Source organism: Rhizobium album, assembly GCF_003122325.1.
Lineage (GTDB): Bacteria > Pseudomonadota > Alphaproteobacteria > Rhizobiales > Rhizobiaceae > Metarhizobium > Metarhizobium album.
In genome coordinates, this window is sequence record NZ_QFBC01000016.1 from 25,373 (window position 1) to 39,944 (window position 14,572).

Below are 14,572 nucleotides of genomic sequence, written 5' to 3' on the forward strand. Positions count from 1 at the left end.
TTGGCACACGGACTTAGGCGCGAGTGCGCACTGCATGCGTCATGCGCTCCAGAATCTCGCTGAGTATCGTTTCCGATGTCGCAAAATTCAGCCTTGCAAAGGCCTCACCGCCTGTCACAAACGTCTGCCCGGCGCTTAGGACTACATGCGCTTCGCCCAGAAAGAAATCGTAAGCCGGCAAGGGTAATCCAAGTGCGCTGCAGTCGAGCCATGCCATGTAGGTGCCTTCGGGGGCATAGACCCGGATTTCCGGCAGTTCCTTTTTCAACCTTTGCATAAGCAGGCCGCGCATGTCGGCCAGATATGACAGTACGTCATGCTGCCATTGATGGCTGCTCTCCCATGCAGCGATCGTCGCATCGATACCCATGGCATGTCCCGGGACAATCACCCTGCGCGGGAAGGCCTTGAGATAGCGATCGCGTAACTCCGCAGTGCCAAAGTGAACAAACGCGCATTTCAGGCCCGCCGTATTGAACGATTTCGCCGCCGAACCCAGAGTGATCGTTCGCCTTGCTATTTCCTCGCCAAGGGAGGCGATGGGAATATGCCGGAACTGATCGAAAGTAATCTCGCAGTGCACCTCGTCCGAAATGATGAGCAGATCGCGAGCCAGAGCGAGCTCCGCCAGTTTTTCCAGGTCCTGGCGATCGAGCACGCCTCCTGTCGGATTGTGGGGATTGCACAGCATAAGCAGGCGTGTCTGGGGTCCGATGGTATTGGCGAGGTTGTCGAAATCGATGGACAAACGATTGCCGTCGTCCACGGTTTCGACCGGGGTAAAAACGCGCCCGGTCGAGACTATCGCCTCTCGAAATGGCGGATAGCAAGGCTCCTGGATGGCAGCGCCATCGCCTTCTTGCGAAAACGCCAGCACGGTTGTGAAAATTGCTTGCACGAGATCGGAAACGACGACAACGTTTTCCGGGTCCGGACGCCAATCGAAAATCCTGCTCATGCGTTCTGCATAGAGCTTTGCCACGGAGGCTGGCGTGCGAGATCCGTTTCTTGTGGGGTAGCCGTATTGTTGATCGGTCGCTATTCGTGACAGAGCATCGGCGATGGCCGGCGCCACCGCATAGTCCATCTCGGCGACAAATGCCGGAAGGACATCTTCCCCATAGCTGGACCACTTGAGATTGCCGCGACGCCGCAGCGCCGCTTCGTCCATCAGAAAATAGGTACTGTCCGGATTGCGTTTCCGCGGAGCAGCTTCGACATTCCGCATCCGATCAATCCTCTGAAATCAAACTGGAAAACGCCGGTCCCATGGGCGAAGTGCGCATCCCTTCTGCCAGCCGCGTCCAGGGCAGATCATCGGGATCGGCCTTCATCGGCCCTGGCGCCTTGGCTACGATAATGGCTGCCGCTACTTCTGTGAAATCAGCCCGAAAATGAACGGAGCTCTTGTTGACGAGTATGGATTTCGTTTCGGGTTCGATGCCGGCGATGCGATAAAGCACCCTATCGAACATCTGCGCCTTGGTCGGACTGACGACGATGCTGACACCTGCCATGCGAAGGCAGGCGACACCTCCCAGGTCGACTTTGTTGCCGTGGAACATCGGCCCCTCGAACGTGCAGGTCCCATCGCCGATAAAATCGACATGGAACGTGCCACAGAGAGGCGAATCGCCCTCTACATCCGATGTGCCGCCGAGCGCTATGGTTATGTCAGTGCCGACGCCGGCCGTGCGTGCAGCCTCGAATGCCGCAGGATCGTAAAACACGCCGATTGCAGCATTGGCCGCTCCACAGTCCAACAATGCCTTCAGCATGCCGGTCGTGTTTCCGTCACCACCCGCACCGGGATTGTCTTGCGTATCGGAGATGACCACCGGCTTTCGAGCGTCCGCAGTAATTCTCATGGCCTGCTCCACGGCGTCGCGTGGGGAGAGAAAATCCACCCGCCAATTCTCCTCTTCGGCAACGATCAAATCGACAAGCGTTGAAACGGCGTCTTCAACGGCGTGCCGATCGCGCCCGTAGCCCCAGACGGTGGGTCCGCATTCGGGAAAATCGGCGGCGGGAAAGCCCGGGGCGAAAGACAGGGAAATCACGTCGCCTTTCTGAAGTTCACGCAGCCTTTCGTAAACGCGACGGGCCGGATCGACCAACGTGCACATCCCGTTGATCGGAATGAGAAAGGGGAGCCTGCTAAATGACTTGAACCAGGGCGTCGGCGATGCTCGGTATTCATGGAGCAGTTCAAGCACCTTGGCTCCGGTATCCGCCATGTCGAGATGCGGATAAGTTTGGTAGGCGATCAGGCCGTCCGCAAGATCGATCATTCTTGCAGTCACATTGGCGTGCAGGTCCAACGACGCGACTAGAGGAACATCCGAACCTATGATCGAACGCAGCCTTGCCAGTATTTCACCTTCCCCGTCGTCATGTGCCTCTGTGACCATGGCACCATGGAGATTGATGAAAACACTGTCATAGGAGTGCTTCCTTGCCGCTTCGGCAATCTCGCCGAGAATCTGCTCGAAAGCAGCAGTCGTCACATGGGCCGAGGCGCTCGCGCCACCCCAGACGACGGGGATGAGCTCGTGTCCGGCTGACAACGCTGCTTTGATGAAGCCACCGGCGCCGAGGTTGATCTCTTGCAACTCATAAAGTTCGGCTCCCCGCCTCAGCGCCGGATACCCTTCTCCGTTGAGGAAGTTCCGGTAGTGGGCCTTTGAAGGCGCGAACGTGTTTGTCTCATGTTCAAACCCCGCTACAAGTATTCGCACGATCCACCCCCACTTTGCGCCAAACAAGATATGGCCTGTATCGGGCGATGGGTTTTCGCGGAAGCAGCAGCTTGTGAATGCATGCATTGCCTTGAAAGCAACACCCCAACACAATAGCACGCATCAGGGGATTATAATTGTGATGGACGGTCAGCGAACGAGGTTCGCGAGAAACTGCCGGGTGCGTTCATTGGACTGGATTTTGAAAAATACATCCGGCCTGTTAACCTCCACGATCTGCCCTTTGTCCATGAAGATTACTCTATCAGCGACTTGCCGCGCAAAGCCCATCTCGTGGGTAACGCAGATCATCGTAATGCCGTCTCTTGCCAAATCTGTCATTGTATCCAGGATTTCTTTCACCATCTCCGGATCGAGCGCGGAGGTCGGTTCGTCGAAGAGCAGAATTTTTGGCTCCATGCAGAGGGCTCTGGCGATGGCCACACGCTGTTGCTGGCCGCCCGAAAGCTGACCCGGAAATTTAGATGCCTGTTCGGAAATTCGGACACGCGCGAGATAATGATCGGCAACATCCTCTGCCTGCCGCCGCGACAATCCCCTGACTGTCATCGGTCCCAGAACGCAGTTTTCCATGACGCTCAGATGAGGAAACAGGTTAAAGTGCTGAAATACCATGCCGATCTGTTGCTTTACCATTTGCACGTCCTTTCGCGCTCCCGACATCTCAACGCCATGGACATGAAGCCGACCGCTCTCGAAAGGTTCGAGCTGATTTATGCAACGAATGAGCGTGGACTTGCCTGATCCGGACGGGCCACAAATAACGACCTTCTCACCAACGGAAATATCGAGGTCGATACGGTTCAGAACCTGAAAGTTTCCAAACCATTTGGAGAGTTCACGAACCTGCACCGCGAAAGAATTGGCTGGGATAGGCGTTTTGGTCACGGCCATTCTCTTACCTTCCGTGATCACGAGACAATCGGCGTTCGATCAGAGCGCCATAACGCGACATGCCGAAACAGAAACTAAAATATACAACAGCGGCAAATGCATAACCGGTCGTGCTGATCGTGGGCGCGGCCCATCGGGGATCGATGCGCGCCGTTTCAATGGTCGACAGGAAGTCGAATATCCCGACGATCAAAAGGAGCGACGTGTCCTTGAAGAGGCCAATATTAATGCTGACGATATTCGGAACGGCGACCTTGAGGGCTTGCGGGAGAATGATGAGAACCATGGTCTTCCAGTAGCCTAAGCCTAATGCCGATGCCGCTTCATATTGCCCTCGCGGGATGGCTTGCAGTCCACCACGAATGATTTCCGCAAGATAAGCCGCCGCAAAGAACGTGATACCGACCAGAGCCCGCACCAGCTTGTCAGGGTTGAGGCCGGTCGGGAGGAAAAGCGGAAGCATCGTGTTCGCCATGAAAAGCACGGTTACCAAAGGGACGCCGCGTGGCAACTCGATCAATCCGATGCTCAACCACCGCACGATCACCAAATGTGAGCGACGCCCGAGAGCAAGCAATATCCCGACCGGCAAGGCGGTGGCGATACCGACGGCGGCGACCACGATAGTAACCATCAGTCCGCCCCACAGATTTGTAGGAACATCCGGCAGCCCCACCGCGTCCCAGCCGCTTAGAAAGATAAAGCCGGTTAACGGAAGGGCAACAATAACGAGAGTTAGGCCCAATCGCCGGAACGGAGCACGCGGCCACAGCAGATAAGCGAGGCCAAGGCCGCCGGCGATAAAGAACGTGTTCACACGCCATCGCTGATCGAGCGGGTAGGACCCGTAGATAAAGTATTTGTAGCGATCAGCAATGAACGCCCAGCACGCACCCACAGGGCGCCCATCCGAGGGTCGGCATGCCTCGCCAGTGTCACCCCACCATACCGCGTCCACCAACAGGAACCTGGCCAGGTGCCAAGCTGTGCCTGCGAGAAGGGAGAAGATCAAAATCGACAGGAGGGACTGCCGCCAGTTGGGAAAGAGATTGCGGCGAAGCCAATTGAAACAGCCTCGATCAACAAGCGGCGGCGGGGCAGGCGGGTGAGGTTCGCTCTGACAGTAGGTCAAGGGCAGCAAGGGCTCGGGTCGATAGGTACCGGATGACATCAGTTTTCCACCGTAGCGATGCGGCGGTTATAGACGTTCATCCCGAGTGCCGTAAGAAGCGAGATGGTGAGATAGACCGCCATGGTCATGAAGACGATCTCAACTGCCTGACCAGTTTGGTTCAACACGGTCCCGGCGAAAATCTGCACGAGGTCGGGATAGCCGATTGCCACCGCCAGTGAAGAGTTCTTGAGGAGATTGAGATACTGGTTGGTAAGGGGTGGAATGATGACACGTATGGCCTGCGGCAAGATCACTTCACGCATTATCTTTCCCGGTGGAAGATGAAGCGAGCGGGCGGCCTCATACTGACCCTTGGGTACAGCGGCCAAGCCGGACCGGACCACTTCGGCAATCGATGAAGCCGTATAGAAGATCAGGCCTATGAGAAGCGCCACCAACTCAGGCAAAAGCTGCCATCCTCCATCCACGCTGAACCGTCCCATCACGGGAATATTGAATAGGATCGGTGAGCGGCCAGTCGTCAGGTAGATAGCAAGGCAGAAAGCCATAGGTAGGCTGAAGAGGATCAACAGGTTCGCGGAACGATGCGGAAAGAAGTGCCCTGTTCTTGCCCGCCATAATGGAGCAAGACGTGCGGTCAAAATAAACAACCCCGCGATTGCTGCAGCGACCAAGAGCCAGGCGCCGCCGAAATCCTGAACGACCGGCTGTGGAAGAGCAAGTCCGCGACGGTTCAGATAGATAATGTTGCCGAGGTGCAGACTTTCCAAGGCTTTCGCCGGGAGAGCCGCCAATACGGCATTGTACCAGAACAGAAGCTGGAGAAGTAATGGCGTGTTTCTGAAGACTTCCACATAGGCGGCAGCCACACGGTTCAGCAACCAATTGGACGATCGCCGGGAAATGCCGATGATGAAACCCAAAATAGTTGCAAGAGGAATGGCAATCACGGTGACTTCGACCGTGTTCAGCAGACCAACTAAAAAGGCGCGTCCATAGGTCGAAACTGCGCTGAAAGGGATCAGGCTCTGACTGACGTCGAAGCCGGCGGTATGGCCGAGAAACCCGAATCCAGAGGCGACCCCCTGCTCCGCAAGGCTGCCGCTAGCATTCCATAACGCGCCCCCAACCAGCCCGGCAATCGCAATAAGCAGAATCGCCTGCCACAATATTTCCTTCGCGGTGGCCGATTGGCCCCGCCGGGACTTCGTGGATGTCCGCGAGAACATGTGATTTCCCATCGTCTTACTGTTGCGAGCCCACCGCTTGTGGGCGTCATCGGTCATTTGCCGGCCTTCGCTGTCATCGAAGCGGGGGAGCGTATTGCAGGCCTCCCTTGCTCCAGAGAGCATTCAGGCCTCGCGGAATTTTCAAGGGCGACCCGGAACCGAGATTTCGGTCGTACATTTCGCCGTAATTGCCCACGGCACGGATAGCGCGTAGCGCCCAGTCCTTGTTCACGCCCAGAAGTTCGCCAACATTGCCTTCGACGCCAAGAAGGCGCCGGATCTCCGGATTTTCGCTCGTCAGGTAGGTTTCAACATTGTCGCGGGTGATGCCGTTGTCCTCTGCGATAAGCAGCGCGAAATGTAGCCAGGCTGTAAGATCTGACCACTGGCTGTCGCCCTGCAGGACGCCGATGGCTAAAGGCTCCCGCGAGACGATCTCCGGGAGAACGACATGTTTGTCCGGTTCGGCCATTCTGCGACGTTCACCATAAAGCGCCGAGGAATCGTTCGAATAGCTGTCGCAGCGTCCGCTTTCATATGCCTTTACCGTTTCGCTGCTCGTGGCAAAGGTCACCGGCTTGTATTTCATGCCTTTCGCTCGGAAGTAGTCGGAAGTGTTAAGTTCGGCCGTCGATCCCTGCGTTAGGCATATACTGGCACCGTCAAGTTCAGCTGCAGATGTCAAGCCACTGTCGGCTCTGACAAGAAATCCCTGTCCGTCGTAAAAATCGACAGCGCGAAAATCGAGACCGTTGGCTGTGTCGCGAGAGAGTGTCCAGGTTGTGGTCCTCGCGAGTACGTCGACCTGCCCGGCCTGAATTGCTGCGAAGCGGTCCTTAGCCGTCAAGGGCACAAATTTGACCTTCCTGGCGTCGCCGATCGCCGCGGCCGCCAACGCACGACAGTAGTCGGTGTCCAGGCCCTGCCAGTTGCCGTCCGAATCCGGCAGTGCAAATCCTGCTAGGCCGGTGCCGACACCACAGATAAGTTCGCCCCGCGCTCTCACCTTGGCGAGCGTGGAACTCTCATGAGCGCTTCCCCAATTTGGGGTGATCGCCATTGTCAGCGCGGCCAATGCCGCGCTATAAATTCGTACTTTCACAGTATTCCCCTCCATTTGCGCCGGCTCTCCCGGACTGGCGCGCCTGTCGCTTTTTCCAATAATGATGCGCGATTGGCAGACGATGCTTTGAAGGTATTCAAACCTGCCGCCTAAGGAAGACGCAAAGAGTCGGTACGGGTGTTGCCCTGAAGGTAACGCAAGTGGTAGCCAGCGGAGGATTTCGGTCTGCAGATAAGGCCTTCAGCGCGCGGAAGGCATTCTCAAGATGCTTGACCAGCGGCAACTACCAATCTTGAACCCAAGTCCGCTGGCCGCGGCGGTGACGGCCATGCTCGTCACCCCGTCAGTCGCAAGTGTGACTTCAACATTGCGGAGTCGCCTCAGTGATCGTACGCGTGATCGAGGCGGCTTTGGCCAACTGACGCTCCTGCACGAAGAACGGGTCGTGATCTATCGGAGGTTTTGGGCAAGGACGGCTTGCCTGACGACCTGAAGAAGGCGTAATCGTAACGAAGGAGCACTTGCTACTACCGATCGATGGCCTACGCTTTGGATCTCAGCGACAACGAGGTCGTCGAGGACATCCAGGGCAAGCGGGCTGGTTACTGGTTGCCACGGCAGATTGGCGTCGATAGCACCTGCTGTGGCCGGCCCTTAACCTTGTGTGGGAGTTTCATTGCCGTTATTGGCAGTGGCAACCCAACCCCGAAACGAGAACGCGGCATAGAACAGGCCTATATTGACGAAACCCACCTCCCGGAGCATGTCTTCTTCTTCGGGCGGGGTTAGTAGCGTCAGGCGCTGGCCGATCGTCTTAGCGGCGGCCGCAGCTTTCGCCCAGTCCGGGCGATCACGTAGGGCGAAGGCGGCGGTGCGCGTCATCCAGCAATCCGGATCAGGTCCGGGGGCAGAATGGTTCGCTATCACTAGCCGGGCGCCGGGGCGGAGGCGGCGGTGGATGCCCCGCAGCGTATGCATCTGCTCGCTGCGGTTCATGTGATGCAGCGTCAGAAGGCAGGTCGCACCGTCGAAAGGGCCGTCCGGAGCCCGGTCAACCGTGCCCTCCAAGAGGTCGACGCGGTCTGCGAACGGCATCACAGTCTGGCGTGCCAGGTTCAGCATGGCGGGGGACGGATCGACTCCGACGAAGCGCCAGCCGGGCTGCGCCTCGGCAAGCGACTTCGTCTCCATCCCGCCCCCGGCGCCGACGACAAGGATGTGAGCCGTCTCGGATGCCTCCTCGGCAAGGAGAAGCATCGTCATGCGATGGAGGTCGTGGAGGCCCGGCACCCTCAGCGGAACATCCCTTGCGTAGGATTCGATAGCGGCCGGATTGGCGAAATGAGAGTGGCTGTCCTGCATCATTCACCCGATCCGAATACGAGCGAGCGATGGATCGCTAGAGCGGCCATGACTCCGTCGGCACAGGCGAAGGTGACAGTATGGCCCATGCGAGTGACATCTCCGGCGGCATAGACCTCGCGGACGTTCGTCGCCTTCATCTCGTCGACTGTAATCATCGATCCTAGCGGGCCGGCCTCCGTCGCGCAGCCGAGCCGTTCGGCGAGATCGCTGTTGAAACGGTAGGAAGGGCCGATGAATAGCGCGTCCAGCGGCTTCTCGCGCCCGTCCGCAAGCCGGATCGCGGAGAGGTTTCGTCCTTCACCGACAAGTCCTTCCACGGCAACGGTCTCTATGGTGACGCCGCGCTGCTCAAGATCGGCAGTCGCCTGAGCGTTGAGGGTCCCGCCATTGAGAAAGAAGGTGGTCGGTCCCCATTCCGGAATGAGGCAGGCCTGGTGCACCGACATCGGCGACATGTTCAGCACGCCAAGCCGCCTCCCGCTGAACTCGTAGCCGTGACAGTAGGGACAATGGAGGACGGAGTGGCCCCAGCGTTCGGCGAGTCCGGGCAGCTCAGGGAGAAGGTCCCTGATTCCGAATGCAAGCAGAAGGTTTATTCCGATCACGGTCTCGCCATTCGCCAGATTGACGCTAAAGCGACCGTCTTCCCTCCGCGCATCCGTGGCCGCTTCTTCCAGGATACGCAATGTCGGGTAGGTCTCGACCTGCCTGCGCATATTGTCGAGCATGATCAGCGGATCGCTCCCGTCCTGCGCAAAGAAACCGTGCGAGGCGCGGGCAAAGCGGTTGCGAGGTTTACGCGTGTCGAGGACGCACACGGAGCGGCGGGCCCGCGCGAGATAGAGGGCGGCCGACAGGCCGGCGAAGCTGCCGCCGATGATGATTGCGTCATACTGCATTTAAATATCCCCTTCGTTCTCGCGATGGCGGGTCGCAGTGGTGGACATCGGGCGGCTGTCGACGTATCAGTTCATGTTACATGATCGCGGGGATTATGTAGCAGTGAATGATACGTAAAGCAATGGCCTGTAGCGGGCTGCGTCAAACGGCGAGGTCAGACGATGAACAGGGACACCCGGCTTTCAGACGTGCTTCACGTCCTCCTGCACATGGCCATGGTGGATGGACCGCTGACATCGGAGGTGCTTGCACGCAGCATGGGTACCAACCCGGCGGTGTTCAGGCGCACGATGGCAGGTTTGCGTGAAACTGGCATCGTTAGCTCGGACAAGGGGCATGGCGGAGGATGGCGGCTGACGCGTCCGCTCAACAAAATCACCCTCCTCGCCGTCTACGAAGCCCTTGGCCGTCCGAACCTGTTCGCGATCGGCAACCGCAGCCGCCATCCGGAATGCCTCGTCGAGAGGAACGTCAATGCCGTTCTGGCGGACACCATGGCAGAGGCGTCAACACTATTCTACAGACGTTTTGGCGAGATCACCCTGGACAACATTGCGGGTTCCCATGAATTCGGCCACTGATTCCGACGCAGATCTGCCCGCCCATTCTGACTCCATTTCGCCCGGCACTCCGATTTGAAGCCGGCTGTGTTTCGGCCCTTTAACTGCGGGACTTAGTCAAGCCTGTTTGTTCGTGCCGGGGTTGGGGTCCTTTTCGAGGTCATGGCCTCATCATGATGTTCGGGTCGGATGCCTAAACGTGTCGAGCGCCGTGCGGTCGATCCAGGCAGTGCAGGACGACGGCAAATTTTAACGCGACTGCGACCTGTGCTTTTTCATTCCTTGCGTTTCGCCACCGCAGCCCACGCTTTCAGCGCGCACCAGCGCCGAGTCCGATAGAGCAACAGGCTGGCCGCCTCGAAGAGATAAGTTCGCAGGCGATCGCCCCATCAGGAGACTTGGCCGATTATGTCCGTTTCGCCGGATTGTTTTCGTCGCGGGGTTAGGCCCAGGTCAGCACCTACGGATGCTGCATTTCAGAGGCTAGACGGATCATCGATGGTGTGGCGGAAGGTCAGTGCTGTTTCCACACCGATGCCCGGCACGGTCATAAGCCGCTTGGTTGTGTCGTCTGCTCGGGCCGTCTGTCGGACGTGGCGACCCAATGCCATTCTTTTTCGGTGAAGATGGCGATAGCCTCAGTCATGTGCTCTGCCAAAATCGACGACGTATTGAAACCGATCGGAAGGATATAAGCTGCGTGTAACCTGAAACATTCGATTGTTGGCGTCAAAATACCAACGTTTGATGACAAGTGCGGGGGAGCCTTCGATCGCGGACAGTGCACGGGCGGTCTGCAGCGGGAGCTGTGAGGCGGATATCTCTTGGCGGATTTTTTCAATCCGGACGTTATACTTCTCGTTGATAAGGTCGGCGACTGGTCGGTTATGAACGCCGATCTCGTCAACGATCCCCCTAAAGAGGGCGTCGAAAAAAATCTCGACAAGGCAGATGGGGGCTGCCGTCTCCACTTCGTTCCAGCGAATGCCCTCCACTCGCACGACGCTGCGACCGACGCCGAATCCGATGTCATCTGCGGTTTCCCTGTCCAGGATGATCTCGCTTATCGTCTTTACATGCAGTCGGATGGCTGTCGTATGCTGCAGCAGATCTTCGACTGAGTTCCAGCCAGCTTGAAACGCTTGTCGCTTGACCGAGGCTACAACGCGTGATCCGATTGCAGCGCTTCGTACGATAAGACCGTCCGCCTGCAAATTGCTCAGTGCCGTGCGAACCGTTGCGCGGCTTACGCCGAAGCGTGCGCAGAGCATTTCCTCCGTCGGCAGAAGGGAATCGACGGGTATTTGCCCGGATAAAATCTGAGACCTCAGATATTCCTCGACAATCCGATATTTGGGTTGGCTCTGATTTCGGCCCAAGACTCACTGACCTCATGCGGTACGCGGAAACTTCGTTCTTAGGCATTCCGATATGCCTCAGTCCATTGTACGCACAATCCTATATAATGGCAATCAGCCCTGTTTTTTTCAATTGGTGTCGCAGGAACCGACCCTTCAAACCTATCCATGGGTTTGATGGAGAGCGAATAAAGCCCGTTAAATCATGCAGGTAAGTTGTTGTTGAGATGAAATTAGGCGGCGGCGAAACAGATTTTTCATTTCCGATTGACATTGTACGAACAATAGAACAAATTGCCGTTAATCAAGAGGTTCGACACATGAAAAGTCGCAAAGAGATCGACGCCTACGGAGAAATCGAAATCTCGGCTTCCGCTTACTGGGGGCCGCAGACAGAACGCGCGCGTCGCCTTTTTGCTATTGGCAGCGAGCGCCTGCCCGTAGATGTCATTCACTCTTTCGGAGCGCAGAAGGCCGCTGCTGCCCAGGCAAACCTCTCCCTAGGCCTGCTCCCGGAGAGGCTTGCGACGGTGATCATCCGGGCCGCATTGGAAATGCGTGACGGCGCTTTCAACGATCAGTTCCCGATTGGCGTCTGGCAGACCGGCTCCGGTACGCAAACCAATATGAATGCGAATGAGGTCATCGCCAACCGCGCCAATGAGCTGCTGGGCGAGCCTCTTGGCAACCGGTCCCCGATCCACCCCAACGACCATGTCAACCTGGGTCAGTCCTCAAACGATACGTTTCCGACGATCATGCACGTTTGTGCGATCAGGGCCGTTTTCGGAGTGTTGGCGCCGGCGATGGCGGTATTGCAATCGGCGCTCGCCGAGCAGGCCGTTGAATTCCGCGACCACGTCAAGCTCGGGATGACCCACCTGCAGGACGCCCTTCCCGTGACGCTCGGAAGCGAGTTTTACACGTGGGAGAAACAGGTTGCGTCCAGCTGGGTTGCGCTGGAGTTTCATACCGTCAGCCTGTGCGAACTGCCGCAAGGCGGGACCGCCAGCGGTAGTGGGATAAACAGCCATTCCGATTTCGCGGGGTTAGTCGCCGATGGCCTTGGCGCATTTGTCGGAAGACCCCTGCGCGCAAGCCCGACGCCCTCACAGTTCATGGCGTCGCACGATGCTTTCGTCGGGCTTTGCGGAGCCCTGAACGTCCTTGCCACCGCTCTCTTGAAAATCTGCAATGATATACGGCTTCTGACCTCCAGTCTTGGCGGGTCACCGTCCATGTCTTTGCCGGATGAGGGGTTGTCATCTTCCATCATGCCGGCAAAACGCAATGCCACGGTCTGCGAGGCGGTTATCCAGGTCTGCCTGCGTGTGATCGGAAATTCCGCCGCTGTCATCGCTGCAAACAGTGCAAGCACGCTGCAGTTGAATACCACTAAGCCGCTGATCCTGAACGAAGTGCTCAATTCCGTCTACCTTCTCGCCGATGCGCAACGTGTTCTTGCTTCGGGCTGCATCAAAGGGTTGCAGGCAAATCGCGACCGGCTGCGGCTGGCGCTCGACCGGTCCCCGGTCCTGGGTGCCGTGCTGGCGCCCGTCATTGGATACGACGCTGCTGCACATCTCACGCGGGAGGCATCCACGAAAGAGCTTTCGATGCGTGATGTGATCGTACGCGAAGGTGCAATGAGTGTTGCCGACTATGATGCCTATCTCGCCCAGGCGCTCGATCCGAACCGGCTGAGCAAACACAACTCGACCGCGGTCCCGTCGCCTTTGAGGCCGGTTGCTGCAAACAACAGTAAATAGGAGTTCGACGCATGTCCGAGTTTAAGCTTTTGATCGACGGCAAGGAAAGGGCAGGAAACGAGGGGGTCTGGGAAGACGTCTTCGATCCTGCGACAGGGCAGGCTTTCGGTAGGGTGACCCACGCCGGCAAACAGGATCTCGATGATGCCATGAATATCGCCGTGCGCGGTCTGGCGGAATGGAGCGCGGTTCCGACGTGGGAACGTGGCACCATCCTGCACCGCTCGGCGGCCATCCTGCGCGAGCGCAAGGAAACTCTCGGGCTGGCGATGACCAGGGAGCAGGGCAAGCCGCTGCGGGAGGCAATTGCCGAGGTCGATCGTTCGGCCGATTTTATGGAGTGGGGCGCTGAACAGGCGCGGCGTATCACGGGCGACGTGCTGACCGGTCGCGACCTAGCCAACCGCATCGTCATCGAGACGCATCCGATTGGCGTCGTGGCGGCCTTCACACCCTGGAACTTCCCGATGGCTCTGGCGGCAAAGAAATTTGCTGGCGCGCTCGGCGCAGGTTGCTCCATCATCTGCAAACCTTCACAAGAAACACCCGGCTCGGTTCTCGGCCTGGTCCAGGCCCTGCTGGATGCCGGTGTTCACCCGGCTGCGGTCGGTGTCGTGTTCGGTGCCCCGGCCGATGTGTCATCGCACATGATCAACGCATCGCAGATTTCCAAGATCACGTTCACCGGCTCCATTCCGGTCGGTAAGATGCTGGCTGCCGAGGCCGGCAAGGTCATGAAGCCTGTCACCATGGAACTGGGCGGGCATGCACCGGTCATTGTCTGCAAGGACATGGACCCCGAAGCGACCGCGGATTTCCTGGTGACGAAGAAATTCACCAATGCCGGGCAAATCTGCCTGTCCCCGACCCGGTTTTTTGTTGAGAGCGAGGTCCACGATAGGTTTGTCGAGCGCTTCGTTGCCCGCGCCGCGAAGATTCGCGTTGGTGCCGGAACGGCGGAAGAAAGCCAGATGGGGCCATTGGCGAGTGTGCGCCGTGTTCAGGCAATCTCCGATCTGGTCGAGGATGCTCGTGCGAAAGGAGCGACAATCGCCACCGGCGGGCAGCACATGGGCAATAGCGGATACTTCTACGCGCCGACCGTGCTGACCGATATTCCGCCCGAGGCCAGGATCCTGCACGAAGAGCCCTTCGGACCGGTTGCTGCCATCCTCCGCTTCGATGACGAGGCCGAGATGGTGCACCAGGCAAACAGTCTCGAGTTCGGTCTTTCAGCCTATCTCTTCACAAACGACGCGGCCCGCCAGCGCCGTCTTGCCGATGCGATGAAGGTCGGAACGGTGGGCGTAAATGACGTTCCCACCCATCTGCCGGAGGTACCTTTGGGCGGCTGGAAGGAGAGCGGCTACGGGACGGAAGGGGGCCAGCAGATTCTCACGCCGTACCAGAAGACGAAGTTCGTCAGCTACCGCTGACTGTATCTGCCGGCTGGAGGCCGCGGCACTGTTTTTGGGAGGAGATGAAATGAAGAACCTGCGAGGACCTTGTTTGCCGGTTCGTGCCTGTTCTCAAAGGAACG

12 protein-coding genes and 1 pseudogene are annotated in these 14,572 nt (G+C 58.0%); 3 read left to right on the forward strand and 10 right to left on the reverse strand.

Features of this window, described 5'->3' with window-relative positions; genetic code table 11:
• Window positions 1-13: 13 nt before the first annotated feature.
• The 8 genes from DEM27_RS25680 to DEM27_RS25715 form a co-directional block, all read right to left on the reverse strand.
• A complete protein-coding gene (locus tag DEM27_RS25680) occupies window positions 14-1,228 on the reverse strand; it encodes a MalY/PatB family protein (RefSeq protein WP_109461102.1) in 1,215 nt (404 codons plus the stop codon).
• 4 nt (window positions 1,229-1,232) lie between these two features.
• Window positions 1,233-2,741 carry a M81 family metallopeptidase gene (locus DEM27_RS25685; protein WP_205908966.1) on the reverse strand — a complete coding sequence of 503 codons (1,509 nt, stop codon included), beginning with the start codon at window positions 2,739-2,741 and terminating at the stop codon, window positions 1,233-1,235.
• Between the two features lie 147 nt (window positions 2,742-2,888).
• Window positions 2,889-3,653, reverse strand: a complete 765-nt coding sequence (locus tag DEM27_RS25690; protein ID WP_109461104.1) for an amino acid ABC transporter ATP-binding protein — start codon at window positions 3,651-3,653, stop codon at window positions 2,889-2,891.
• A 4-nt stretch (window positions 3,654-3,657) separates the two neighbouring features.
• Window positions 3,658-4,824, reverse strand: a complete 1,167-nt coding sequence (locus DEM27_RS25695; RefSeq protein ID WP_109461105.1) for an amino acid ABC transporter permease — start codon at window positions 4,822-4,824, stop codon at window positions 3,658-3,660.
• A complete protein-coding gene (locus DEM27_RS25700) occupies window positions 4,824-6,074 on the reverse strand; it encodes an amino acid ABC transporter permease (RefSeq protein ID WP_245446111.1) in 1,251 nt (416 codons plus the stop codon). Before DEM27_RS25700 ends, DEM27_RS25695 begins: the two co-directional genes overlap by 1 nt.
• Before the next feature lie 16 nt (window positions 6,075-6,090).
• The gene (locus DEM27_RS25705) at window positions 6,091-7,134 is read right to left on the reverse strand and encodes an amino acid ABC transporter substrate-binding protein (RefSeq protein WP_109461106.1); all 1,044 of its coding nucleotides are present in this window, start codon (window positions 7,132-7,134) and stop codon (window positions 6,091-6,093) included.
• A 600-nt stretch (window positions 7,135-7,734) separates the two neighbouring features.
• Entirely contained in the window at window positions 7,735-8,445 is a 711-nt protein-coding gene (locus DEM27_RS25710; protein ID WP_205908962.1) for a class I SAM-dependent methyltransferase, read from the reverse strand.
• Complete coding sequence (locus tag DEM27_RS25715) at window positions 8,442-9,344, reverse strand: NAD(P)/FAD-dependent oxidoreductase (protein ID WP_109461107.1); 903 nt, start codon at window positions 9,342-9,344, stop codon at window positions 8,442-8,444. The genes DEM27_RS25710 and DEM27_RS25715 overlap by 4 nt, the downstream gene beginning before the upstream one ends.
• Before the next feature lie 162 nt (window positions 9,345-9,506).
• Here DEM27_RS25715 and DEM27_RS25720 point away from each other — a divergent pair, with 162 nt between their 5' ends.
• Window positions 9,507-9,926, forward strand: a complete 420-nt coding sequence (locus DEM27_RS25720; RefSeq protein WP_109461108.1) for an Rrf2 family transcriptional regulator — start codon at window positions 9,507-9,509, stop codon at window positions 9,924-9,926.
• Window positions 9,927-10,076: 150 nt separating this feature from the next.
• Here the strand turns inward: DEM27_RS25720 and DEM27_RS35350 are convergent.
• Window positions 10,077-10,501, reverse strand: a pseudogene (locus DEM27_RS35350) (transposase); the annotation flags it as partial.
• A gap of 42 nt (window positions 10,502-10,543) precedes the next feature.
• Window positions 10,544-11,284 (reverse strand): GntR family transcriptional regulator, encoded by a 741-nt coding sequence (locus DEM27_RS25730; RefSeq protein ID WP_109461109.1) that lies wholly within the window; start codon window positions 11,282-11,284, stop codon window positions 10,544-10,546.
• Between the two features lie 299 nt (window positions 11,285-11,583).
• Here DEM27_RS25730 and DEM27_RS25735 point away from each other — a divergent pair, with 299 nt between their 5' ends.
• Both DEM27_RS25735 and DEM27_RS25740 read left to right on the forward strand, forming a co-directional pair.
• A complete protein-coding gene (locus DEM27_RS25735; protein ID WP_109461110.1) occupies window positions 11,584-13,032 on the forward strand; it encodes a class II fumarate hydratase in 1,449 nt (482 codons plus the stop codon).
• Window positions 13,033-13,043: 11 nt separating this feature from the next.
• Complete coding sequence (locus tag DEM27_RS25740) at window positions 13,044-14,468, forward strand: NAD-dependent succinate-semialdehyde dehydrogenase (protein WP_109461111.1); 1,425 nt, start codon at window positions 13,044-13,046, stop codon at window positions 14,466-14,468.
• Window positions 14,469-14,572 lie beyond the last annotated feature (104 nt).